The sequence below is a fragment of the Streptomyces sp. NPDC088400 genome, assembly GCF_044753355.1.
Lineage (GTDB): Bacteria > Actinomycetota > Actinomycetes > Streptomycetales > Streptomycetaceae > Streptomyces.
In genome coordinates this window covers 168,403-192,605 of record NZ_JBIVMZ010000007.1, presented here as the reverse complement: position 1 = coordinate 192,605, position 24,203 = coordinate 168,403, and the positions used below count along the sequence as shown (strand labels likewise).

At 72.5% G+C, this 24,203-nt stretch carries 12 protein-coding genes; 8 read left to right on the top strand and 4 right to left on the bottom strand.

All coding sequences use genetic code 11. The features are described 5' to 3' along the window. Window positions 1-138 precede the first annotated feature (138 nt). From ACIQD6_RS19470 to ACIQD6_RS19450, 5 genes are all read left to right on the top strand, one after another. Complete coding sequence (locus tag ACIQD6_RS19470; protein ID WP_401884121.1) at window positions 139-1,674, top strand: multicopper oxidase family protein; 1,536 nt, start codon at window positions 139-141, stop codon at window positions 1,672-1,674. Window positions 1,675-1,831: 157 nt separating this feature from the next. After that, window positions 1,832-3,463, top strand: coding sequence for an FAD-dependent monooxygenase (locus ACIQD6_RS19465; protein WP_401884119.1), 1,632 nt, complete (start codon window positions 1,832-1,834; stop codon window positions 3,461-3,463). Between the two features lie 194 nt (window positions 3,464-3,657). Next, window positions 3,658-7,080: a type I polyketide synthase gene (locus tag ACIQD6_RS19460; RefSeq protein ID WP_401884118.1), complete on the top strand. Its 3,423-nt coding sequence runs from the start codon at window positions 3,658-3,660 to the stop codon at window positions 7,078-7,080. Window positions 7,081-7,117: 37 nt separating this feature from the next. Beyond that, window positions 7,118-13,510: an SDR family NAD(P)-dependent oxidoreductase gene (locus ACIQD6_RS19455; RefSeq protein ID WP_401884116.1), complete on the top strand. Its 6,393-nt coding sequence runs from the start codon at window positions 7,118-7,120 to the stop codon at window positions 13,508-13,510. Window positions 13,511-13,751: 241 nt separating this feature from the next. Continuing rightward, window positions 13,752-14,393: a permease prefix domain 1-containing protein gene (locus ACIQD6_RS19450; protein ID WP_401884114.1), complete on the top strand. Its 642-nt coding sequence runs from the start codon at window positions 13,752-13,754 to the stop codon at window positions 14,391-14,393. A 162-nt stretch (window positions 14,394-14,555) separates the two neighbouring features. Here ACIQD6_RS19450 and ACIQD6_RS19445 read toward each other — a convergent pair whose 3' ends face one another. After that, window positions 14,556-14,888 carry a PadR family transcriptional regulator gene (locus ACIQD6_RS19445; protein WP_401884112.1) on the bottom strand — a complete coding sequence of 111 codons (333 nt, stop codon included), beginning with the start codon at window positions 14,886-14,888 and terminating at the stop codon, window positions 14,556-14,558. Between the two features lie 99 nt (window positions 14,889-14,987). On the opposite strand from ACIQD6_RS19445, the gene ACIQD6_RS19440 reads away from it, so the two are divergent. The 3 genes from ACIQD6_RS19440 to ACIQD6_RS19430 all read left to right on the top strand — a co-directional run bounded on the left by ACIQD6_RS19440 (window position 14,988) and on the right by ACIQD6_RS19430 (window position 19,439). Further along, window positions 14,988-17,144 (top strand): MMPL family transporter, encoded by a 2,157-nt coding sequence (locus ACIQD6_RS19440; RefSeq protein WP_401884110.1) that lies wholly within the window; start codon window positions 14,988-14,990, stop codon window positions 17,142-17,144. Window positions 17,145-17,570: 426 nt separating this feature from the next. Beyond that, entirely contained in the window at window positions 17,571-17,888 is a 318-nt protein-coding gene (locus ACIQD6_RS19435; protein ID WP_401884108.1) for a DUF6059 family protein, read from the top strand. Between the two features lie 711 nt (window positions 17,889-18,599). Then, window positions 18,600-19,439, top strand: coding sequence for a BTAD domain-containing putative transcriptional regulator (locus ACIQD6_RS19430; RefSeq protein WP_401884106.1), 840 nt, complete (start codon window positions 18,600-18,602; stop codon window positions 19,437-19,439). A 377-nt stretch (window positions 19,440-19,816) separates the two neighbouring features. On the opposite strand, the gene ACIQD6_RS19425 is transcribed toward ACIQD6_RS19430, so the two are convergent. The 3 genes from ACIQD6_RS19425 to ACIQD6_RS19415 all read right to left on the bottom strand — a co-directional run bounded on the left by ACIQD6_RS19425 (window position 19,817) and on the right by ACIQD6_RS19415 (window position 23,997). Beyond that, window positions 19,817-21,037: a M24 family metallopeptidase gene (locus tag ACIQD6_RS19425; protein ID WP_401884104.1), complete on the bottom strand. Its 1,221-nt coding sequence runs from the start codon at window positions 21,035-21,037 to the stop codon at window positions 19,817-19,819. Beyond that, on the bottom strand, window positions 21,031-22,095 hold the full coding sequence (locus tag ACIQD6_RS19420) for a PLP-dependent cysteine synthase family protein (RefSeq protein ID WP_401884102.1): 1,065 nt from the start codon (window positions 22,093-22,095) through the stop codon (window positions 21,031-21,033). The genes ACIQD6_RS19425 and ACIQD6_RS19420 overlap by 7 nt, the downstream gene beginning before the upstream one ends. Window positions 22,096-22,161: 66 nt before the next feature. Next, window positions 22,162-23,997, bottom strand: a complete 1,836-nt coding sequence (locus ACIQD6_RS19415) for an asparagine synthetase B family protein (protein ID WP_401884100.1) — start codon at window positions 23,995-23,997, stop codon at window positions 22,162-22,164. Window positions 23,998-24,203 lie beyond the last annotated feature (206 nt).

The following is a 24,203-nucleotide window of genomic DNA, read 5'->3' as shown; positions in this document are numbered from 1 at the left end:
ACGCGTGCCACGAGATCACCTCATAAGTAGAACTACTACATGTAGAATTCCCGTCAAAGCCACGGGGGTGGTCGCCGGCGCGCAGACGCGTGGGACGGCACAACGGCGGCCGCTCCCACCATCAGTGAGGAGCCTGGGATGTCCCTGACCCGCCGGAAACTGCTGCGGCTCGCCGGGGGTGCCGCCGTGGCACTGCCCGCCGCGTCCCTCCTGACCGGTTGTCAGGACGAGGGCGAGAGCACCGGCTCGTTACGCAAGAGCGGGGCCAGGCACCCCACCCCGTTCCAGGCCCCGCTGCCCATCCCGCCCGTCCTGAAGCCCGCGAGGACGCAAGGGGGCGTCGACTACTACGACATCGTCCAGAAGCCCGCCCAGGTGGAGATCCTCCCCGGCGTGCGAACAGAGATCTGGGGCTACAACGGCCTCTTCCCCGGGCCCACGCTCGCCACCCGCAGCGGCCGGCCGATCGTCGTAGGGCACACCAACGAACTGGACGTCCCGGTCGCCGTCCATCTGCACGGCGGCCGGACCCCCGCCGAGCACGACGGTTTCCCGACCGACCTGATTCTGCCGCGCGGCGGCTGGGACGGCCACGACGCGCACGGCGGCAACGTCTCCCAGGGCAGCCGGGAGTACCACTATCCGCTGGAGCAGCAGGCGGCCACGCTCTGGTACCACGACCACCGGATGGACTTCACCGGCCCGCAGGTCTACTACGGCCTCGCCGGTTTCCACCTGGTCCACGACGACGACGAGGACAACCTGCCGCTGCCCAAGGGCGAGCGCGACATCCCGCTGATGATCTGCGACCGTTCGTTCACTGAGAGCGGCGCCTTCGACTACCCCGCCGTCGACCCGGACCTGAAGAGCGAGCACGGCGTCACCGGGGACTTCATGGAGGGCGTGCTCGGAGACGTCGTCCTGGTCAACGGCGCGCCCTGGCCGGTCCTGGAGGTCAGCAATACCCGCTACCGGTTCCGGCTGCTCAACGCCTCGAACGCGCGCCGCTACCGGCTCGCCCTGGATCCGGGCCCGCAGTCCGGCAGCGCCTTCGCGCAGATCGGCAGCGACCTCGGCCTGCTGGGCCGGCCCATCGCGCACGACGAGATCCAGATGGCCCCGGCCGAACGGTTCGACGTGGTGGTGGACTTCTCCCGGTTCCCGGTCGGCACCCGGATCGACATGGTCAACAAGCTCGACAGTGGCGGCACCGGCAAGGTCATGCGGTTCCACGTGGTCCGCAAGGCCGCGGACGACAGCCGGGTGCCCACCAAGCTCGTGGACTTCGAGCCGCTCAGCCGCTCCTCGGCCACCGTGACCCGCAAGTTCGACTTCAACCAGCGCGGCGACGACGGCTGGGACATCGACGGGCGCGTGTACGACCCCGAGCGGGACCACGCCGAGCCGGAACTCGGGGCGACCGAGATCTGGCGTTTCGACGGCGACGCCCACCACCCCGTCCATCTGCACCTCGCCCACTTCCAGGTGCTCAGCCGCAACCAGAACGACCCGGGGCCCTACGACGCGGGGTGGAAGGACACCGTCGACCTCCAGTCCGGCAAGGAGATGGAGATCATCGCCCGCTTCACCGGTTACCGCGGCAGGTACGTCTTCCACTGCCACAACCTGGAGCACGAGGACATGGGGATGATGGCCAACTTCCGGGTGAAATAAGACCGGTCGGCGCAAGGATCCCTCAGACAGGGCCTACGGCGTCGGACGAGAGGACCGGCGCGCGAGCGCGATTCGAGCCGTCCTTCACAGCCCCCTGACAGGCTCACCGGAACATGGGCCCCGACCGGGGCCCGCGCACTCGCGGAAGGGGCCTGACGTGCACGAGGACACCACTCCCGGCCACGAGGAGACCGCCACCGTCCTGGTCGTCGGTGGCGGCCTGGCGGGACTCTCCATGTCGTTGTTCCTCTCCTCGCACGGCGTGCGGCACATCCTGGTCGAGCGGCACGCCGGCACCTCCGTCCACCCGCGCGCCTGGGGTCTGTACCCGCGCACCCTGGAGCTGCTGGACGCTGTCGGCGTGACCGACGACTTGCTGACCGAAGCCGCCGGTTACGCCGGGCACACCCTCAACGGCAAGGTCGAGTCGCTGGCCGGGCGGGAGATCTCCGTGACCCGCATACCGGAACCCGAGGACGTCGGGGACATCAGCCCCGTCGCCCGCATCCTCTCGCTGAGCCAGGACCGCGTCGAGCCGATCCTGCTGCGTCGCGCCCGCGCCCTCGGCGCCGACGTCCGCTTCGGCACCGAACTGCTCGAACTGACACAGGACGCCGACGGCGTCACCGCCACGCTCCGCGACCGGGAGACCAGCACCGAACGCCGGGTCCGCGCGCGCTATCTGATCGCGGCCGACGGCGCCCACAGCTCCGTACGCGAACGTCTCGGCATCGCCCGGCAGGGCCGCGGCACCCTCCGTCATCAGATCAGCATCGTCTTCAGGGCGGATCTGCGCGGCCCCCTGCGCGGACGCCGCTTCGCCGTGTGCCGCATCGCCAACTCCCTGGTCGACGGCGTGCTCGGGCACGACGACAGCTTGCGGCAGGGCACGCTCATCGTCACCCACGACCCGGGCACCGACCCGTTCCCGGCCTACACTCCCGAACGCTGCACGGAGTTGGTCCGTGCCGCCGTCGGGGTGAGCGACCTGCCCGTGACCGTCCTGAGCGCCCTGCCGTGGGAGATGGCGGCGCTGGTGGCCGAACGGTACGCGCAGAACCGGGTGTTCCTCGTCGGCGACGCCGCCCATGTCATCCCGCCGGTGGGCGGCTACGGCGCCAACACCGGCATCCAGGACGCGCACAACCTCGCCTGGAAGCTGGCCGCCGTACTGCACGGGCAGGCCGGGCCGGCCCTGCTCGACACCTACGACGCCGAGCGCCGACCCGTCGGGCGGGCGATCATGCGCCAGGCGGCGCTGCGCCTCAAAGCCCGGTCGGGCGCCGGCGGCGGACCGGCAGAGACCGGCATCGCGGACACCCTCAGCGTCATGTTCGGATACCGGTACCACTCCGCCGCTGTCATCGACGGCGAACGGGAACAGGCGGGCGGCACCGCCGACTTCGCCGACCCGCGCACCCTGTCCGGCACCCCGGGCACCAGGGTGCCGCACCTGTGGCTCGGTGCCGACGACGGCCGTACGGTGTCCACACTCTCCCTCGTACGCGGCCGCTCGCTGCTCATGGCGGGCTCCAAGGCGACCGAATGGGACGACGCCGCGCGCGCCGTGGCCCGGCGGACCGGCGGCGTCCTCGACGTGCTGCGCGTCGGCCACGAGGTGACGGAGCGGGACCGGTCCTGGCACGACGCCATGGGCGTGACGGAGACCGGCGCGGTCCTGATCCGCCCCGACGGCTTCGTCGCCTGGCGTGCGGCGACCACACGGCCCGACCCCGCACACGCGCTGGACACCGTGCTCCGCCGCGTCCTCGCCCGCACCGACGCCTGAACTCCGTTTGCCCGCACGGGGGTTCACGCCCGTGCCGCGGTGTGCCCGACCGGCGCCTCCGCACCCGGCGGCGTCCGCGTCGGCGAACTGGCCGCTGTGTCCGCACCCGGCGGCGTCCGCGTCGGCGAACCGGCCGCCGTCTCCGCTCCCACGACCGACCACCCCGGCGACCCGACCCACGAGGGAGTACCACCTTGAGCACCCCGGCGGCAACCTCCGCGCCTCCCGAGGCGATCGCGATGATCGGCATGGCCTGCCGACTGCCCGGCGCGCCCGGCCCCGACGCCTTCTGGGACCTGCTGCGCGACGGCCACGACGCGATCACCGAGGCGCCCGCGGGCCGCTACGGCCGGCTCGGCACGGACGAGGCCGCTCCGGCGCGCGGCGGTTTCCTCCCGGACGTGGCCGGTTTCGACGCGGGATTCTTCGGCATCTCACCGCGCGAGGCGGTGGCCATGGACCCGCAGCAGCGTCTGATGCTGGAACTGGCCTGGGAGGCCCTGGAGGACGCCTTCGTCGTGCCCGCCCGCCTCCGCGGCAGCGGCACCGGCGTCTTCGTGGGCGCCATGGCCGACGACTATGCGCAGCTCACCCACGCACGGGGCGCCGCCGCCGTCACGGCGCACACCCTGCCGGGTGTCCACCGCGGCGTCATCGCCAACCGGATCAGCCACCTCCTGGGGCTGGGTGGCCCCAGCCTCACCGTGGACACCGGGCAGTCCTCCGGCCTGGCCGCGGTACACCTGGCCTGCGCGGCCCTGCGGAACGGGGAGGCCGGTCTCGCGCTCGCGGGGGCGGTCCACCTCAACCTGGCTCCCGGCAGCCTCCTGGCGACGATGCGGTTCGGCGCGCTGTCACCGGACGGCCGCTGCCGCACCTTCGACGCGCGGGCCGACGGCTACGTACGCGGCGAGGGCGCGGCCCTGGTGGTGCTCAAGCCGCTCGCACGCGCCCTCGCCGACGGCGACCGCGTGCACTGCGTCGTCCTCGGTTCGGCCATGAACAGCGACGACGGACCGGACCCGCTGACCGTGCCGGGGAGCCGGGCCCAGGAAGCGGTGCTGCGCCGCGCCTGCGCGACGGCCGGTGTCGCCCCCGCCCGGGTGCAGTACGTGGAACTGCACGGCACCGGCACCCGGGTCGGCGACCCGGTGGAGGCCGCGGCCCTCGGAGCCGTCCACGGTGCGGGACGCGGCCCCGGCGACGCCTTGCGTGTCGGTTCCGCCAAGACCAACGTCGGGCATTTGGAGGGTGCCGCCGGTCTGGTGGGCCTGCTCAAGACAGCACTGTGCATACGTCACCGGCGACTCGTCCCCAGCCTGAACTTCACCGCCCCGCACGCCGCCGTCCCCCTCGCCGACCTGGGCCTGCGTGTACAGGCCGCTCTCACCGGCTGGCCCCGCCCGGACGAACCGCCGCTCGCCGGAGTCTCCTCCTTCGGCATGGGGGGCACCAACTGCCATGTCGTTCTCGCCGCGCCGCCGGAAGCCGTGCCCGGCGGATCGCGGGAGCGGGCCGCGACGGCGACAACGCCGGGGGAGCCGTTCCTCGGCGGCCCGGGGAAGGAGGCCGTGCCCGGCGCGCCCGTGCCGTGGCTGCTGTCCGCCCGCACCGCCCCCGCGCTACGGGCCCAGGCCCGCGCCCTGGCCGCGCATCTGCGCCGCCCCGGGACCGAACCCGCCGACGCGGCCCGTACCCTGGCCACCGCCCGTGCCCACCACGAACACCGGGCCGTGCTGCCGGCGACGGACGGGCGACCGCCGCTGGCCGCTCTCGACGCCCTCGCCGAGGGACGCCCCGATCCGGCGGTGATCAAGGGCCGTGCGCAGGAAGACGCGGCGCTCGCGGTCCTGTTCACCGGGCAGGGAGTCCACTGGCCGGGGTCCGGCCGCGGCCTGTACACAGCCTTCCCCGCCTTCGCCGAGGCCCTGGACGAGATCTGCGAACACCTCGACCCGTATCTCGACCGGCCGTTGCACGACCTGCTGTTCCACACCCCGGACGCCGACGGCCTCGCCTGGCGCACCGACTACGCCCAATGCGCCCTGTTCGCCGTGGAGACGGCCCTGCTGCGGCTGTTGGAGTCCTGGGGCGTGAGGCCGTCCGTGCTCGCCGGGCACTCCGTCGGTGAACTGGTCGCCGCCCACGCGGCCGGCGTGCTCTCGCTTCCTGACGCGGCCGCGCTGGTCTCCGCCCGGGGCCGGTTGATGCACGGGGCCCCGGGCGAGGGCGCGATGCTCGCGGTGCGGGCGAGCCCGGCGGAGGTGCGGGCCGCGTTGCCCCCCGGCGCCGTGGATGTCGCCGCGATCAACGCACCGGAGTCCGTGGTCGTCTCGGGCGCGGCCGACGCCGTCGAGCGGGTCGCCGCACACTGGGCCGCGCGGGGGCGCAGAACCCGGCGGCTGCGGGTCGGCCACGCGTTCCACTCGCCGCTCATGGACCCGATTCTGGACGAGTTCCGCGGCGTCGCCGCCGGCCTGGACTACCACCCGCCCCGCATCCCGGTCGTCTCCAACGTCACGGGCACCCTCGCCACCGCCGAGCAGTTGTGCTCACCGGACTACTGGACCCGGCACGTGAGGGCCACCGTCCGGTTCGCCGACGCCGTGCGCACACTCGACGCGTACGGGACCGGCGCCTACCTGGAAGTCGGACCCGAACCGGCCCTGACCGTGCAGGCAGCCCGCTGTCTGCCGCCCGCCGACCCGGACGGGGCTCCGGCCCCCCTCCTGACCGCCACACTCCGCCCCGGCCACGACGAGCCGACGGCCCTGCTCACCACCGTCTCCCGACTGCATGCCGCGGGCCGGCACATCGACTGGTCCGCGCTGCTGGCTCCCGGCCCGCGCGCCGACCTGCCGACCTACCGCTTCCAACGCCACCCCCACTGGCTGCCACCCGCACCGCGCACCGACCGGCCTCTGGGGACCCCGGGACCGCCGGCGGCCACCGCGCCGGTCCTGGCCACCCCGGCACCCACCACCCCGGCACCCACCACCCCGGCCTCCACCGCCGCGGCGGAGACGCCCGCGGCCGAGACGCCCGCGGGGATCGGCCCGGTCGCAGGGCCCGAAGAGCTCGCCGACCAGCCCTACTGGCACCGCGTGCTGGCAGGTCGCGTCGGTCGGGAGCGGTATCGCTCCGCGCTGGGGCTGGTGCGGGCCGAGGCCGCCGCCGTACTCGGACATCCGGGGGCGGCGGCGATCGACCCGCACCGTTCCTTCCGCGACGCCGGGTTCGACTCCGTCACCGCCGTGGAGTACCGCGACCGTCTGCGGGAGCTGACCGGACTGCCGTTGCCGGTGTCCCTCGTCTTCGACCGGCCCACGCCCGCCGGTCTCACCGAGTACCTCCTGAGCGAGCTGACGCGCCCCGGGCCCGAACCGGCCTCCGCCGTACCCGCGGCCCTCGACCGACTGCGGACGGCCCTGTCCGAGGAACCGCCGGACCCGGCGAACGGCGAACGGCTCGTCCGCGAACTGCGGGCCCTGCTGTCCGTCCTCCCCGGCACCCGGAGCGCGCACGTGCCCGACGACGTCAACGACCTCACCGAGCAGATCGGAACCGCCACCGATGACGAAATCTTCGCCCTCCTCGACCGCGAGTTCGACGCCTGATCCCGGGCCGGGTCCCGAAGACGACTCCGGGGCCGTCATGACCGAGACCAGACTGCGTACGTATCTGAAACGGGCCACCACGGAGCTGTACCGGACCCGGCAGGAACTCGCCGACCTCCGGGACCGGGACCGCGATCCCGTCGCGATCGTCGGTATGGCCTGCCGCTTCCCCGGTGGGGTGCGCGGTCCCGAGGACCTGTGGCGTCTCGTCGACTCCGGCACCGACGCCATCTCCCCGTTCCCGACGAACCGGGGCTGGCGCATCGACGAACTCCACGATGCGGCCGGGGATGCCGGAGCCGCCGGACACACCGTCACCCGTCTCGGCGGATTCCTGCACGACGCCGACGAGTTCGACGCGGAGTTCTTCGGCATCAGCCCCCGCGAGGCCCTCGCCATGGACCCCCAGCAGCGACTGCTGCTGGAGTCCGCCTGGGAGGCGCTGGAGCACGCCGGCATCGATCCGACCGGCCTGCGGGACAGCCCCACCGGTGTGTTCGCCGGAGTCACCGCCCAGGAGTACGGGTCGCTGACCCGCACCGGGGACGAGGGCGTCGAGGGCTATCTCCTGTCCGGCACCACCACGAGCGTCGCCTCCGGACGCATCGCCTACACCCTCGGTTCGCGTGGCCCGGCCCTCACCGTCGACACCGCCTGCTCCTCCTCACTGGTCGCCCTCCACCTGGCGGTCCGCTCGCTGCGGGCCGGCGAGTGCGATCTCGCGCTCGCCGGCGGGGCGTGCGTGATGGCGACGCCGGGCATGTTCCTGGAGTTCAGCCGGCAGCAGGGACTCGCCGGTGACGGCCGCTGCAAGCCGTTCGCCGCCGCCGCCGACGGCACCTCCTGGGCCGAAGGCGTCGGCCTGATCGTCCTGGAACGCCTGTCGGCGGCCCGCCGCAACGGACACCGGGTGCTGGCCGTCGTCCGTGGCTCCGCCGTCAACCAGGACGGCGCGAGCAACGGGCTGACCGCGCCGAGCGGGCCGGCCCAGGAGCAGGTCGTGCGGGACGCGCTGTGCGCCGCCGGGCTCTCCTCGGGGGACATCGACGCGGTGGAGGCGCACGGCACGGGCACCCGGCTCGGCGACCCGATCGAGGCCCGGGCGCTGCTGGCGGCCTACGGCCGGGACCGACCCGCCGGCCGTCCGCTGTGGCTGGGTTCGCTGAAGTCGAACATCGGACACGCGCAGGCCGCCGCCGGCGTCGGCGGGGTCATCAAGATGGTGCAGGCCCTGCGCCACGAACGGCTGCCGCGCACCCTGCACGTGGATGCGCCGACGCCGCACGTGGAGTGGCGGGAGGAGAGCGTGGCACTGCTCATCGAGGCCCGTCCGTGGCAGCGCCGGGACACACCGCGCCGGGCCGGCGTCTCTTCGTTCGGCATCAGCGGAACCAACGCCCACCTGATCCTGGAAGAGGCACCGGTACCGGTACCGGTACCGGCACCGGCACCGGCACTGACACCGGCGCCGGACCCTGCGGACCCGCCCGGCACGGGCCCCGCCCCGCAAGGGAGCCCGTCGGTGTGGCCGTTGTCCGCACGCAGCGCACCGGCCCTGGCGAGGCAGGCCGCGCGGCTCACCGACGCGCTGGCCGCCTCGCCCCCGCCGCGCACGGCCGACGTCGCCCGGGCGCTGGCCGGGACCCGCGCCGCGCTGGAGCACCGGGCGGTGGTGCTCGCCGAGGACCTGGACGGGTTCCGCGCGCTGCTGACCGCTCTGGCCCGGGGCGACGACCCGCCCGGGGTGATCCGGGGCCGGGCGAGGGCGGCCAGGACCGTGTTCGTCTTCCCCGGGCAGGGCTCGCAGTGGGCCGGCATGGCGCGCGAACTCCTCGACGGCTCCCCGGTGTTCCGGGACCGCGTCCAGCAGTGCGCGGAGGCGCTCACCCCGTACACCGACTGGTCGCTGACCGACGTGTTGACCGGCGCGCCGGACGCCGCCGCACTGGACCGGGTCGACGTCGTCCAGCCCGCGCTGTGGGCCGTGATGGTATCGCTGGCGGAGGTGTGGCGTGCCCATGGTGTGGTGCCCGACGCGGTAGTCGGACACTCCCAGGGCGAGATCGCCGCGGCGTGCGTGGCGGGCGCCCTGTCGTTGCCGGACGCCGCCCGGGTGGTCGCCCTGCGCAGCCGGGCCCTGGTCCGGCTGGCGGGCACCGGCGGCATGGCCTCGGTCGCCCTGCCGGCCGACCGGGTCCGCGACCGGCTCGCCGACCCCGCCGTGACGGGCCGGGTGCACATCGCCGGGGTCAACGGTCCGGCGGCCACCGTGATCGCGGGCCCGGCGCCGCTGCTGGCCGCCCTGGTCGCGGCCTGGGACGCCGAAGGCGTGCACGCGCGCGTGGTCCCGGTGGACTACTCCTCGCACACCCCGGACGTCGAGGCGCTGCACCAGGAGCTGCTGGACCTGCTGGCCCCGGTCGCCCCGCGCCGCCCCGAGATCCCCCTGTACTCGACACTCACGGGCGGCCTGCTCGACGAGGCCACGCGCCTGGACGCGGAGCACTGGTTCCGGAGTCTGCGCGCCCCCGTGCGGTTCCACGACGCCGTCACCGCACTGATCGACGCGGGACACGAGCTGTTCATCGAGTGCAGCCCGCACCCGGTGCTCACCGTCGCCGTCCAGGACACCCTCGACACAGCCGGGGTCCCCGGCTCCGCCCTGGGCACCCTGCAACGGGGCGACGGCGGCCGTCGCCGGCTGCTGGCCTCGCTCGCGGAGGCGTATGTACGGGGCACGCCGGTCGACTGGCCGACGCTGCTGCCGCCGGGCCGCGCGGACGCGGTCGAACTGCCCACCTACGCCTTCCAGCGCCGCCGCCACTGGCTTTCGTCGTCGCCCGTCACCGGTTCCGCCGGGCTCGGTGCGATGACGACCGGGCATCCGCTGCTCGGTGCCGCGGTGGAGTCGGCCGCCGACGAGGGCCTGCTGCTCACCGGACGGATCTCGGCAGCCGACCGGCCCTGGCTCGCCGACCATGTCGTGCACGGCACGGCGCTGCTCTCGGGCACCACCCTGCTGGATTTCGCGTCGCACGCCGCGGACCGGCTCGGCGGCCTCGCCGTGGACGAACTCGTGCTGGAGACACCCCTGGTGCTGCCTGCCGACGGAGCGGTGGATGTTCAGTTCGCCGCCTCGGGCGCCGACGCCACGGGCAGCCGCGCCTTCACGGTGCACTCCCGGTCCGCCGGGGCCGCGGGCGGCGCGGACAGCCGGTGGACCCGCCATGCCTCGGGAACCCTCGCACCGCTTCTTGACGGTGTGCGGGACGAGCCGGTGCCGTGGCCGCGGAGCGGGGAGGCGGCGCTCGACACCACCGATGCCTACGCCCGGCTGGCCGCCGCCGGTTACCAGTACGGTCCGGCCTTCCGGAACCTGCGGGCCCTCTGGCGGCGCGAGCAGGAGCTGTACGCCGAGGTGAGGCTCGACCCGGACACCGATGTCACCGGGTTCGCCGTGCATCCGGCGCTGCTGGACGCGGCCCTGCACGCCCTCGTCATCGACGCGCTGGACCGGACGGACAGCGGCGAGCACATCCTGCTGCCGTTCTCCTTCGCCGGGGTGCGGGTGCACGCCGTGGAGGCGGACGAGGTACGCGTGCGCGTGACGGTCACCGGGCACCAGCGGGCCCGGCTGCTGCTCACCGACCCGTCCGGGGCGCCGGTCGTGACCGTGCGGGAGGTCGTCCTGCGCCCGACCCCGCGCGCCGCGGTGACGGCACCGGACCGCACACCGGCGGACGCCCTGTTCGAGGTGGACTGGCAGCCGGTGTCCGCCGACGCGCCCGATCGGGCCGCGCGCTGGGCGGTGCTCGGCACCGCGCACCCGGACCTGCCGCAGGCCGTGGTTCACCCCGATCTCCCCGCGCTGCTGTCGGCGCTCGACGAGGGCGCCCCCGTACCGGATCTGGTGGCGGTGTTCTGGCCCCCCGGACCGCGGGAGACCGCGTCCGGCCAGGACGACCCGGCGGCGGCCGGCCGGCAGGCCGCCCGGTCCGCGCTCGCGCTCGCGCAGGACGTGCTGGCCGCCGGCCAACTGCGTTCGGCACGGCTGCTGGTGATGACCCGCAACGCGGTCGCGGTGGGTGCGGGCGCGCCCGCACCGGACCTCCCGGCCGCCACGGTCCGGGGGTTGCTGATGAGCGCCCAGAGCGAACACCCCGGTCGGTTCACGCTCCTCGATCTGGACGGCGAACGGACCGGGGAGAGCCGGGCGGACCGGCTTGCCGCGGCGGCGGCGACCGGTGAACCGCAGCTGGCCTGGCGCGGCACCGCCTGGCACGCGCCACGGCTGACCGCCGCACCCCCGCGCGCCACGCTCACCGCACCGCCGGGCGGCAGCTGGCACCTGGACGTCCGCACGAGCGGCACCCTGGACGGGCTCGCCCTGGTCCCGGACGACCACCGGACGCGGGCCCTCGGCGAGCTGGAGGTCCGGGTGGCGATGCGGGCGGCGGGCGTCAACTTCCGTGACGTGGTGGTGGTCCTGGACATGGTTCCGGGCCAGGAGGGCCTGGGCCTGGAGGGCGCCGGCGTCGTCCTGGAGACGGGGCCCGGGGTCCGGGACCTCAGGCCCGGCGACCACGTCATGGGCCTGGTACGGAGGAACGCGTTCGGCCCCGTGGCCGTCACGGAGCGGCAGCTGCTGACACGGATCCCGGACGGCTGGTCGTTCGTGCGGGCCGCGACGGTGCCGGTGGTGTATCTGACGGCATACCACTGCCTGGTCGAGCTGGCCGGTGTGCGCCCCGGCGACCGGGTCCTGGTGCACTCCGGGGCCGGAGGGGTCGGTCTCGCGGCCGTCCAGCTCGCCCGGCATCTCGGGGCGGAGGTCTTCGCCACCGCCTCGCCCGGCAAGTGGGACACGCTGCGCGCGGCCGGCGTCGCGGACGATCACATCGCGAACTCCCGCACCGACGACTTCGAGGAGATGTTCCGTCATGTCACCGGCGGAGCGGGCCCCGACGTCGTGCTCAACTCGCTCACTGGCCCGCTGCTCGACGCCTCGCTGCGACTGCTGGGGACCTCCGGCCACCTGGTCGAGATCGGCAAGACCGACATCCGGGACGCCGAGGACGTGCGCCGGCGTCATCCCGGCGTCCGTTACGACGTCTTCGACCTGCTGCGGGCCGCGCCCGAGCACGTCGAACGGATGCTCGCCGAGGTGCTCGGTCTGTTCGGCCGAGGTGTGCTCACACCGCTGCCGGTGACCACCTGGCCGGTGCGGGAGAGCGCGCGGGCCCTGCGTCATCTGGCCCAGGCGCGGCACACCGGCAAGGTCGTGCTGACCCTGCCGCCCGGCTTCGACCCGCAAGGCACCGTCCTGATCACCGGCGGCACCGGCACGCTGGGCAGGCTGCTGGCCCGCCATCTGGTCGCCCACCACGGCGTGCGCGATCTGGTGCTGGCCGGACGCCGGGGTGCGACCGCCGAGGGGGCCGGGGAGCTGGCGGAGGTACTGACCGGACAGGGCGCGCGAGTGTCGTTCGTGGCCTGCGACCTCACGGACCGGACGGCGGTGGCCGGTCTGCTGCGGGACATCCCGGAGGCGCACCCGCTCACCGCGATCGTGCACGCGGCGGGGGTCCTCGCGGACGGCACCGTCGAGACGCTCACGCCGGACGCCGTGGACCGGGTGTTCGCCCCGAAGGCGACAGCGGCCTGGCACCTGCACGAACTGACCGCGGGGATGCGGCTGTCCGCGTTCGTGTCCTTCTCCTCGGTCGTCGCGACCCTGGGTTCGGCGGGACAGGCGAACTACGCCGCCGCCAACTCCTTCCTGGACGCACTGGCCCACCACCGCCGGGCGGCGGGCATGACGGGTACCTCGCTCGGCTGGGGCCTGTGGGAGCCGGACAGCGGTATGACCGGTCAGCTGTCCGAGGCCGACCGGGCACGGATGAGGCGGAGCGGTGTGGCCGCGCTGTCGGTGCCCGAGGGACTGGCCCTGTTCGACGCCGCGCTGGCCACGGGCGGTACCCATGTGCTGCCGGTCCGATGGGACCGGCCGACGCTGGGCGCCCTTGCGGACAGTGGTGGCCTGCCGGTGCTGCTCAGTGGCCTGGGCGTCCGCGCACCGGCCCGTCGCCCGGCTCACCGGCGCGAGGGCGAGGGCGAGGGCGGCCCGGCGTGGTCCCGGCGGCTGACGTCGCTGCCCGCGGACGGCCGCCGCGAGGTGCTGGCGGATCTGCTGGTGAGCGAGGTGGCGACGGTGCTCGGTTACGGTGACGACGACGAGGTCGACCTCGACCAGTCGTTCAAGGACATGGGCTTCGACTCCCTGGCCGGGGTGGAGTTACGCAACCGGCTGGCCGCCGCGACCGGCCTGAGACTGTCCGCGACCCTGGTCTTCGACCGCCCCACGGTTCCCGACCTGGTCGAGCACCTCCTCGACGACCCGGGGCTGCTCGCGCCCGCCGACGCGGGCTGACGCCGGGCCCACCGCGGAACCTCGGTCCGGGCGGGGGTGCACGACCGGGCCGGGGTACTCGCGGGCGCCGTTCGGCCCCGGAACGGCGCCGCGCACGACCGGACGGCTACCGCTGGACCCCATCCGTGAGGACGATGGCTGGTTCAGGGATACCTCAGGGATGTCCCTGATCGGCAGGTGTTCCGAAATTCTTATACTCAGGGAAAAATGCACGCGGCGGAGGAGCTCCAGGGAGACCCGGGTGATTGACCGATACGTCGCTGAGCTGGACGAGGCCCTGTACGGCCCACGGACGGTCAAGGCCGACCTGCTCGCAGAGGCCCGTGACGGGCTGATCGACGCGGCCGAGGCATACGAGGAGAGCGGCCTGGACCGGGCGAGTGCCGAGCGGCGTGCGGTGGCCGACTTCGGACCCGTCGGCACCATCGCCCCCGACTACCAGACCGAGCTGGCGCTGGCCCAGGGCCGGCGTACCGCAGTGCTGATCTCCGCCGTCCTGACGATCCAGCCGGTCGCCTGGTGGATGCTGCTGCGCCTGGCCGGCCACGGCATGGACGACGCCACCGGCACCGGATACGACCTGGTCAACTCCGTGGTGCGGTGGACCGGCGGGGGTGCCATCGGCATGGCGCTGGCGGTCGCGATCGCCACCGGTGCCGGAGTGCGCTACCTGGGCCCACGCCGCAAGCTCGTCCGTGCGGCCGGTTTCTTCGCGTTCGTCGTCTGTGCCGTGTTCGCCGTGCTGGGGGTGCTGCTGACGTTCTACAGCACGGCCACGGAGTCGCTCCTGAGCCCGACGGGCCTGCCGATGACGGCCCTGCTGCTGGGCATCCCGCTGGTCGGCATCGCGGTGTCGGGCCGGCGCTGTCTGACGGCGGCCTGACCACCGGCCGGACCGCTTCCGGCCGGGCCCGATCTCGGCGAGCGACCTCCCGGGGAGCCGCCCGGTACCTCGTCGTCGCCTGCGGCACACCTCTGTCCTCCGCCGCGCGGGCACACCGAACTGTCGGCACGGCCACCTCACGTGCCGACCGCTCACTCGCCGTCAGGTCGTCGCTGAGCCCGGCCGCAGGACTCCGTCGACCATGGCGGCGAAATCTCGCCATTTTGTTCGTTCGTTGGCCAGCGCGCGACTGCCCGCCGAGGTGAGTTGGTACGTGCGACGGCGACGGCCGCCGACCGTACTCCACTCGCTCTCCACGAACCCCGCGCGTTCGAGCCGGCGCAGCGCGGGATACAGCGACCCGGTCGGCAGGTCGAGAGCTCCGCCACTGCTCACTTGGAGGGCCTCCATGACCGCGTATCCGTGCAGGGGCTCCGTTTCGAGTACCGCGAGGATCAGCGCGTCCAGATGGCCCCGTAGCGCTTCAGACATCATGTAGACAATCTACGCCATGTGTTAGTGTCGGTCACCTACATGTAGCCAAGCTATCTATCGTGGTGGGGTGATGCCACGGATCAGGGAGGTCGAACCGCGATGGCCACGTCCCAAGAGAGCCTTGTCGAGGCGGGTGACTCGCCGGGGACGGCGAGGCCGAGCCTCTTCGAACGCGTCGCCCAGGTGTCGTACCGCCGTCGCTGGTGGGCGCTGGTCGGCTGGGTTGTCGTCCTGGTGGCGGTGAGCCTGGGTTCCCAGGCGGTCGGCGACGACTACCGCAACAACTTCGGACTGCCGGGCACCGATTCGCAGAAGGCGCTCGACGTCCTCCAGGAGCGGGCTCCCGCGCAGGCCGGCTCCACCATCACGATCGTGCTCAAGGCGGACGGCGGCCTCGCCGGGACGCAGACGCGCGAGCGTGCCGAGTCGATGCTGGCCCAGGTCGAGAAGGAGCCGCACGTCGTCAGCGTCGCCGGCCCCTACCGGAACAGCCAGGCATTGTCCGAGGACGGCACCATCGGCTACGCCACGGTGGCGCTCGACAAACAGTCGGAGGACATCCCGGCCGAGGACGCCCAGAAGATCATCGACACCGCGCAGAAGGCCGGTACCGACGGCCTGCGCGTGGAGTTGTCGGGCGACCCGGTCCGGGCCGCCCAGGGTGAGGACAGCGGTTCCGCCGAGGGCATCGGCATCCTCGCCGCCCTGGTGATCCTCGTCCTGCTCTTCGGGTCGCTCTTCGCGGCCGTCCTGCCCGTGGCGATCGCGCTCTTCGCCGTCGGCACCACCCTCGGCCTGATCGTCCTCGCCTCGCACGTCGCGACGATCGCCAACTTCACCGCGCCGCTGATGATGCTGGTCGGCCTCGGCGTCGGCATCGACTACGCCCTGCTGGTGTTCTCCCGCTTCCGCAGCGAGTTGATCGACGGCACCGACCGGCGTACCGCCACCATCAGGGCGATCGACACCGCGGGGCGCACGGTGTTCTTCGCCGGCTGCACGGTCATCGTGGCCCTTCTCGGGCTCGTTGTCCTCGGCCTGGGCGCGCTGCAGGGCGTGGCCGTGGCCGTCGCCCTGACCGTGCTGCTCACGATGATCGCGTCGCTGACGCTGCTGCCCGCCCTGCTGGCCGTCTTCGGCGGCCGGATCGAGAAGCAGGTGCGCCGCCGTGTCGAGAAGGGCAGGAGTGCCGGCGGCGAGCGCTGGAGCCGCTGGTCCGGCGCTGTCCAGCGGCGGGCCTGGGCAGCCGCTCTGATTCCGACCGCGCTGCTCGCCGGCCTTTCGCTGCCCGCGCTCGACATGCGGCTCGGTTTCGCCGACGCCGGTACCGACGACCGCTCCACCACTACGCGACAGGCGTACGACCTGCTGGCCGACGGCTTCGGGCCGGGATTCAACGGACCGCTCATCGTGCTCGCCGAGGGCGACACGGCAGCCGCCACCGAGGCGCGCACGGCGCTGGAAGGTGCCAAGGGCGTCGCCGCCGCGCTGCCTCCGCAGTCCGTGGGCGAGGACCTGTCCACGATCATCGTCTTCCCGGACTCCGCCCCCCGGGACGGCGCCACCAACGAGCTCGTCGGCCAACTGAGGGACGATGTGCTGCCGTCGGTCGCCGCGAAGACGGACGGCACCTTCCTGGTGGGCGGGAGCACCGCCTCCGCCGAGGACTTCTCCGACGCCGTGGCCTCCCGGCTGCCGGTGTTCATCGCCGTGGTCGTGGGCCTGTCGATGCTTCTGCTGCTTCTGGTGTTCCGTTCGATCCTGATTCCGTTGAAGGCCGCGGTTCTCAACCTGCTCAGCATCGGCGTCGCCATGGGCGTGATGACACTGGTCTTCCAGAACGGTGCCCTGGGCATGGAGAAGGGGCCGATCGAGGCGTACGTCCCGGTGATGATCTTCGCGATCGTCTTCGGTCTCTCCATGGACTACGAGGTCTTCCTGCTTTCCCGTATGCACGAGGAGTGGGAGCGCGGCAAGGACGCGGCCCTGGCGATCGGCCGGGGCCTGGCCACCACGGGCCAAGTGGTGACCGCCGCCGGCGCGATCATGATCGTGGTCTTCGGTGCCTTCATGTTCAGCGGTGACCGGATGCTCATGCAGTTCGGCTTCGGCCTGGCCGTGGCGGTCTTCGTAGATGCCGTGATCATCCGCTGCCTCGTCCTGCCCGCGGTCATGCACCTCTTCGGCCGCTACGCCTGGTGGCTTCCCGAAGGGCTGGCCAAGCGGCTGCCCCGGGTGGCGATCGAGCACTCCTGACGGCAGGGCATTCCCCCTGGCTCCCGACACCCGACACCCGACACGCAACCGGCCGGGGGGGGGGGGGGGGGGGGGGGGGGGCGGGGGGGCGCGGGGGGGGGGGGGGGGGGGGGGGGGGCGGGGGGGGGCGGCGGGGGGGGGGCCGGGGGGGGGGGGGGGGGGGGGCCCCGCCCCCGCCCCCCCCCCCCCCCCCCCCCCCCCCCCCCCCCCCCCCCCCCCCCCCCCCCCCCCCCCCCCCCCCCGGCCGGTCGTGTTGGTGGCCCTGGCCTCCTGCCGCGTCGAGTGAGTGCGGCGACCGGGCGCGAGGCGGGCGACATACCGTCACGAGCGGGCCGGGATGTGACTTTACTGTGCCTTGACTGGAAGTCGAGCCGTTCCGCACAGGATACGGAGGACCGGAGTCGACACGGAGGGCGAGGTCCGCGGATGAAGGCACGGGGGATTCTGCGACGGTGCGGCCGGATGTTCCTGGCACTGGCACGTGACCTGGGCACGGGAGCCCAGATCATGGGCACCTTCGCCGGCGGCATGCCGCCGGCGCCCGGTGTCTTCATGTGCGACCCGTACCCACAGCCCGACCCGGATTCGGGAGCCGACCGGAGACGGGGACCAACGGCTCCGGAATCACCGAACCCGGCCGCGGGCGAGGGCGTTGGGGGGCCTGTTCCGGGACACCCAGAACGGCTCATTCCGAATACTCCGCCGGAGCCCGAAGAACGAGCGCTCTGGTCGCAATTCCGCTGACCTCGTGTTTCCTGTCGGCCGGCCCGAGTCCGTATGACAGGGACTCGTGGTCCGGTGCGGAATAGGTGTAGCCAGGCCCTGCCCGTGCATATTCATCGTCGCAACTGCCGGAATCCGCTGTTCACTTGCGCAAGGATATTCTGCACGGCATAGTCTGGAACGCAGCTTTTTGCCCATGGCGACAACGGACCCGGCCCGCCAGGAATGTACCGGGGGAACGGCACCATGCCATCCAGAAAATCGGGGGATTGACAGGATGTCTTACTCTTCTCGACCACCTACCGCGCCCCTCGCCGCCACGACCGCGTGGCCATGCGTACGACGCTCGCTCGTCTGAGCGAAAGTCGACCGTGAGTAGGCGCCGCAGACCCTCCACGGGTCGCCGGTGTCCGCGTCACGCATCGCGCGTAGGGGCGACGGCGGTCGACGGCCGTCGGCGACCGGTTCCCGAAAGGGCGCCCTGCCAGGAGATCTTCACCTCGTCGCCGCATGATGTGGCGCGCAGGTAACGCCCCCTGACCGATTTCACCGGGAATGTCCTGCGGGTGAAATGCCGGAGGGTTACTCGGACGCGTCGACATCCGGCCTCATCACAGCACGCTATCTCTGTCTGGTGCCGTCCCGACTGCGCGGCGGACGACGCGATTTCCGACGTCTGCGCCCGGTACGGAAAACGGTTCTTTGCATTCACAACGGAAGGGTGTGGAGGCCATGCAGATCAGCCTCTTAGGTCCATTCTCAGTGGCAGTGAACGGCAAGAACATCACTCCCACGGCACCGAAACCTCGGCGGATTCTGGCGTTGCTCGCCATGTCCGCGAACCAGGTGGTGCGCAACGAGCAGCTGATCGAAGAGGTATGGGAGGACCGCCCTCCCAGCAGTGTGGCCACGACGCTCCAGACGTACATCTACCAGCTCCGCAAGTCGTTGCGGCTGGCGGGCGGTTCGGGAACGGGCCGGGGCCCGGAGGACGAACTGCGCACCTTCGTCGGGGGATACATGCTGAGGCTGCCCTCCGAAGACCTGGACTCGCTGCGGTTCGAGGCGCTGGCGCAGCAGGGCAGGGTCCAGCTGGCGGCCGGCGACGTCGAGCGTGCGGCAGACACCCTGCGGGAGGCCCTGGCGCTGTGGCGCGGCCCGGCGATGATCGACATGAACCCCGGTCCGGTACTGGTCTCCGAGGCGTTACGGCTGGAGGAGATCCACAAGAGCGTCCTGGAACTGCGGATCGAGGCGGATCTGAAGCTGGGCTCACACCACGAGTTGCTCGCCGAACTGATCAAGCTGGTTGCCTCGCAGCCCACGCACGAGGGGTTCCAGGCCAAGCTGATGGTCGCGCTGCACCGTGCCGGACGCCGCTCCGAGGCCCTGCAGGTCTACCAGCGCGCACGGGACTGCCTGATCAAGGAGCTGGGTGTGGACCCTTCAGGGATGCTTCAGCGGCTGCATCACGCCATACTCACCGGCGATCTGGAACCGGGGCGGGGCGCGGCACCCGAGTCGTCGTGGTCGGTACCTGGCATGAGACCGATGCACGAAGCCAGGTTCTGAGGGCCGGCTGACGTGGGGCCGGACGCGGCGGGTGGGGGCCCGCCGCGTCCGGCCCTACGTCAGCGATTCCCACGGCGGGAAGGCCGAACCGAAAGGGAGCGCTCACATGCGCTTCTGGCCACCGCGGTGTCGCGCGGGAAGTCTCCGTGCGGATCGGCGCCGTCCAGCACGACCGGGACCCGGGCGAACGGCTCCACCAGGCACAGTCGTGGCCCGGCCCGCGTCCCGGCGATCTCGCGGAAGCCGAGGGACAGATCCCGGGCCGGATCGACGCGCGAGGAGGGCACGACGACCCGGCCGGGCAGCCGGCCGCCGAGACCGGTGCGGCGATCGTCCGTCAGCCGAGCACTGTCAGACGCCGGTGCGGCGATCGTCCGTCAGCCGATCACTGTCAGACGCCGATCCAACGTGGTCAGCAGCCGGTTCCCGCCGGCGGTCACCACGAACGGGTCCTCGATCTGCACCGCGCCGAGCCCGAACTCGTAGTACGGCGTCTCGAAGTTGACCACGGTGCCTTCCTCCAGACAGTCGTCGTTGTCGGGGGTGATGAGGACGGGCTCGTAGATCTCCACGCCGATCCCGTGGCCGACGTGATGGCGACGGTAGTGCGGCACCCCCGCCTCGCGCACCGCCTCCACGGCCAGGTCGAACAGCTCCTTGCCGGTCATGCCGGGGCGGGCCATGGCGAGCGCCCGGTCTTCCCCGGCGACCATGGCCGCGTGGTAGCGGGCGAGCCGCTCGGAGGGCTCACCGAGGCTGTGAAGACGGGCGATGTCGGACCAGTAGCCGTCCAGGACGCAGCCGACGTCGAGCCAGAGCGAGTCGCCGCGCCGCAGTGGCTCCCGGGACACCGCCTGGCCCGCCACACCACCACGGCCGAAATGGATCAGGGTGAACTTCGGCCGGGCCCCGGCGGCGACCACCGTCGTCTCGAACTCGCGCACGAGGTCGCGCTGGGTCACCCCCGGGCGGGCCGCGGCCGTGACCGCGCGGATGCCCTCCTCAGTGAGAGCGGCCACCGCCGTCAGCCGCCGGATCTCCTCGGGCGTCTTGACCTTCCGGGTCCAGCGCAGCACCTCGGAGCCGAGCCGTACGGCGGCCCCGGGCACCGCCTCACGCAGCGCGTCGAGATACCCGTGCGGCACGCCCTCCTCGTCGACGGCGATACGCGCGCGGTCCAGCCCGGCCGCCCGCAGGGTGTGGACCAGGGCGTCGAGGGCGGTGGCGGGCGCCGGCCCGTCGACCGCGATCCGCCACAGCGTCTCCTCGTCGTCGGTCAGGACGACGTCTTCGCCCCGCTCCCGGTGGAAGGTGCCGTATCCGGTGGCCGAGGCCACCGGCGGCAGGACATCCTGAACCTGGTCCGCGTCGCAGCGGGACGTGACCAGCCGGATCTGTTCGGGCCGGTCACGGGTGACCACGGCGTAGAACTGCCCGGAGTGCGGGAACACCTCCAGGGCGACGCTGGACACGCCGGTGAGGTAGCGGACGTTCTCGTACGTGGTGGCGACCACGGCATCCAGGCCGAGTTCGTCCATCCGCGCGGTCAGCCGTTCCAGATTGGCCGGAATCGCCGGTCCTTCCGCGCCGGTCACCATGTCGGTGCGGTCAGGTCGTCGGCTCCCGCGCGGGCCTCGGGCACCGCCGGGCTGACCGGGTCGTGGGCGGCCTCGACCAGAGCGTCGAGCGAGGTCAGTCCTGCCTCCTCGATGGTCTGCAACAGGCCGCGCGACCACAGCCAGTCGTCGTCGAAGGTCTCCCCGAGGTAGTTGGCGCCGTCGTCGGCCGCCACCACGATGATGCGGCTCCCCGGGTGGTGGTGGGCGTGGTGCAGCGCGCCGAACACGGCGAGCCCGGCGGACTCCCCGACCAGGACGCCCTCGGTGCGGGCCAGCAGCCGGCAGGTGGCCAGCCCCTCGTGGTCGGCGACCATGTGCACCCGGTCGACGACCTTCCGGTCCAGGCAACCAGGCTGCCAGCCCAGTCCGATGCCCCGGGTGGCCCAGGTGCCGTGCGGATAGCCGAAGGTCGCCGAGCCGATCACGTCCACGCCGACGGTCACCACGTCCGGCCGGGCGCGTTTGACCGTGGCGGAGATGCCGCTGACGTGTCCGCCGGTGCCGACCACGGTGACCAGGGTGTCGAAGTCGGGGTCGTCGTCGAGGAGTTCGCGCCCGGTGGTCTCGGCGTGCGCGAGCGGGTTCGACGGGTTGTTGTACTGGTCGGGCCAGAAGGATCCGGGGATCTCGGCGAGCAACTCCTTCACCCGGTGGATACGGGCGCCCTGCATGGAGCCCTGAGCGTCGGGTTTGTCGACGACCTCGATCTCGGCGTCGAGAGCCGTGGCGTAACTGATCATCGAGCGGGGCGCCTTGCGGTCGGTCACGAGGACGATCCGGTAGCCGCGGACCACACCGATCAGCGCCAGCGCCTTGCCGACGTTCCCGGAGGTGGACTCGATGATGGTGCCGCCCGGACGCAACAGCCCGTCCCGTTCGGCGTGGTTCACCATCGACAGGGTCGAGCGGTCCTTGATGCTGCGGCCGGGGTTCCAGCCCTCCAGCTTGATCAGGATCTCCGAGCCGTTGACCGACCACCGTCGCAGCCGGACCACCGGAGTGTGCCCGATGGTGTCGAGGAGGCTGTCTCTGATCACGGGCTGACCTCGCAGAGTTCGGTGTCCGTCACGGGTGTCCTCCGGTCGGCGGGTGGTGCGGCCCGCTCACAGGGCGAGCCGTACCCGGTAGTGGTCCAGCCACAGGTTGAGCTGGAGGATGAACTCGACGCTCGCGCGGGCCAGCCGGTCCTTGGCGAGCCGGTCCGGCTGGGCGGCGAGTTCGGTGGCGGCTGCCAGGTCGGTGAGGGGACGGGCGGGTGCCTGGGAATCGGCGAGCATCGCCTTGAACTCCTCCTGCAACCGCGCCGGGTAGCCCGGGTCGTGGCTGATGGGGGTGGCGCTGCGGGGCCTGCGGACCACCTCCTGCGGCAACAGGTCGGCGACCGCCTCGCGCAACAGGCCCTTCTCGATGTCGCCGTGGCGGTGCGTCACCGCCGGAATGTTGTACGTGTACTGGAGGAGTTCGTGGGTGTTGACGGGGGAGCGGACCTGGAGCCCGGTGGCCGAGAAGATCGAGGAGTCGCCGCGGAACCGGGTCAGCACCAGGTAGGCGACGGTGCGCATCTTGCGCGCCCAGTCGTCGTCCTCCGGCAGGTGCTCGACCTCGGCGACGGCGGAGGCGTAGGTGTCCGCGTAGTACGTGGGCAGGTCCAGCCGCGCCAGCAGGCCCGGATCGACCAGTCCCGTGCCGAAACCGCTGTGCGCTCCGTGCCGCTGGGCCAACGCGATCCACGGGAAGGTGCCGGACTCCACCAGTCCTCGGTCGTTGCACCAGGTGGCGCCCAGGAAGGCGTTGTCGGCGCCGAGCCCGGTGAACACCACCTTGTGACCGTCGGCCGCCACCTTCTGGAGGAAGAGCTGCTGCCAGGCGTCCATGTCGTAGATACGGGTCGGGCAGTCCTTGGCGCGCAGCATCGACAGCCGGACGACGGGGTCGAGGATGTCGGCCGCTTCCAACCGCACCACGTGGTGCAGCGCGTCGACGTGCTCGGCGACCATCCGGGCATACGGCGCGTCCCTGCTGGTCCGCATGGCGTCGGAGCGGAAGCCGTCGTAGGCGTAGTCGATCGTGTAGGCGTTCAGCCGGCCGAGGTCGCGGCGCCGCAGCTCGGCGGCGACGAGCGCGGTGACGGACGACGAGTCGACGCCGCCGGAGAGGGTGACGGCCGCCAGGCTCGGGTCGGACGGTGTGGCGGCCCGGGCGCTCTCCTCCAGCATGGTCCGGATGCGCGCCACAGTGGTCGTCAGGTCGTCGCCGTGGGGGCGGGTCTCCAGTTTCCAGTACTGCCGGCGGGTCCAGCCCGAGCGGCCGAACACGGCGATCTCACCGGCCTCCACCTGAGAGAAACCGGAGAACAGCGGTCCGGTGGGCACGGCGTGGCAGATCACCTCCCGTAGCCCGGCCGCGTGCACGACCGGCTGTACCTCGGGGTGGGACAGCAGCGCCTTGCGTTCCGAGCCGAAGACCACACCGGTGGGGGTCTCGGTGAAGAAGAGCGTCTGTCCGCCGAGCTGGTCCCGGGCCAGCACCAGTTCCTCGGTGCGGCCGTCCCAGACGGCCAGGGCGAAGCCGCCGCTGAGCCACGGCACGAACTCGGTCCGCCATGTGAGGTACGCCTGGCTGAACAGCTCTGCCGTCGAGGCGTCCGGTGCCACCGGCCGGCCCGCGCCGCGCAGTCGTTCCCGAAGCGCGGTGAGTCCTCCGGGCGCGCCGGTCACGCACAGCACGACCTCATGGCCGTCCGCCTCGGTCACGGCCGGCTGACGCCCGTCGCCGGGCTCCACCACCAGCGCCCGGTGCCCGAAGGCGGCCCTGGGCGAGGTCCACACTGTTTCCCCGTCCGGTCCCCGATGAGCCTGTGAGCCGGTCATCGCGGTGATCACCGGCCGCTGCAGGACCAGGTTGCGCGAGAAATCGATCCAGCCGACCAGACCTGACATGTCATCGCCCTCCGACGTCTGTCCGCGGTGCGTACACCGTTGTTCCCGGTGCCGACAGGGCCGGCACCGGACCGGTCTCTCACGCTTGCGGCCAGGTCTCGAACTCAGGTCGTGGGGCGCTGGAGTGCCGCGCCCTACGGTCGGGAGCCTCAGTCAGTCTTGCTTGCCTACATGTAGACTGTCTATATTCCAGCCGATGGGTGGCC

Coding starts and splice junctions, on each gene's coding strand:
- ACIQD6_RS19470 (WP_401884121.1), top strand. CDS start 139: ATGTCCCTGACCCGCCGGAAACTGCTGCGGCTCGCCGGGGGTGCCGCC.
- ACIQD6_RS19455 (WP_401884116.1), top strand. CDS start 7,118: ATGACCGAGACCAGACTGCGTACGTATCTGAAACGGGCCACCACGGAG.
- ACIQD6_RS19445 (WP_401884112.1), bottom strand. CDS start 14,888: ATGATGTCTGAAGCGCTACGGGGCCATCTGGACGCGCTGATCCTCGCG.
- ACIQD6_RS19440 (WP_401884110.1), top strand. CDS start 14,988: ATGGCCACGTCCCAAGAGAGCCTTGTCGAGGCGGGTGACTCGCCGGGG.
- ACIQD6_RS19435 (WP_401884108.1), top strand. CDS start 17,571: ATGAAGGCACGGGGGATTCTGCGACGGTGCGGCCGGATGTTCCTGGCA.
- ACIQD6_RS19430 (WP_401884106.1), top strand. CDS start 18,600: ATGCAGATCAGCCTCTTAGGTCCATTCTCAGTGGCAGTGAACGGCAAG.
- ACIQD6_RS19425 (WP_401884104.1), bottom strand. CDS start 21,037: ATGGTGACCGGCGCGGAAGGACCGGCGATTCCGGCCAATCTGGAACGG.
- ACIQD6_RS19415 (WP_401884100.1), bottom strand. CDS start 23,997: ATGTCAGGTCTGGTCGGCTGGATCGATTTCTCGCGCAACCTGGTCCTG.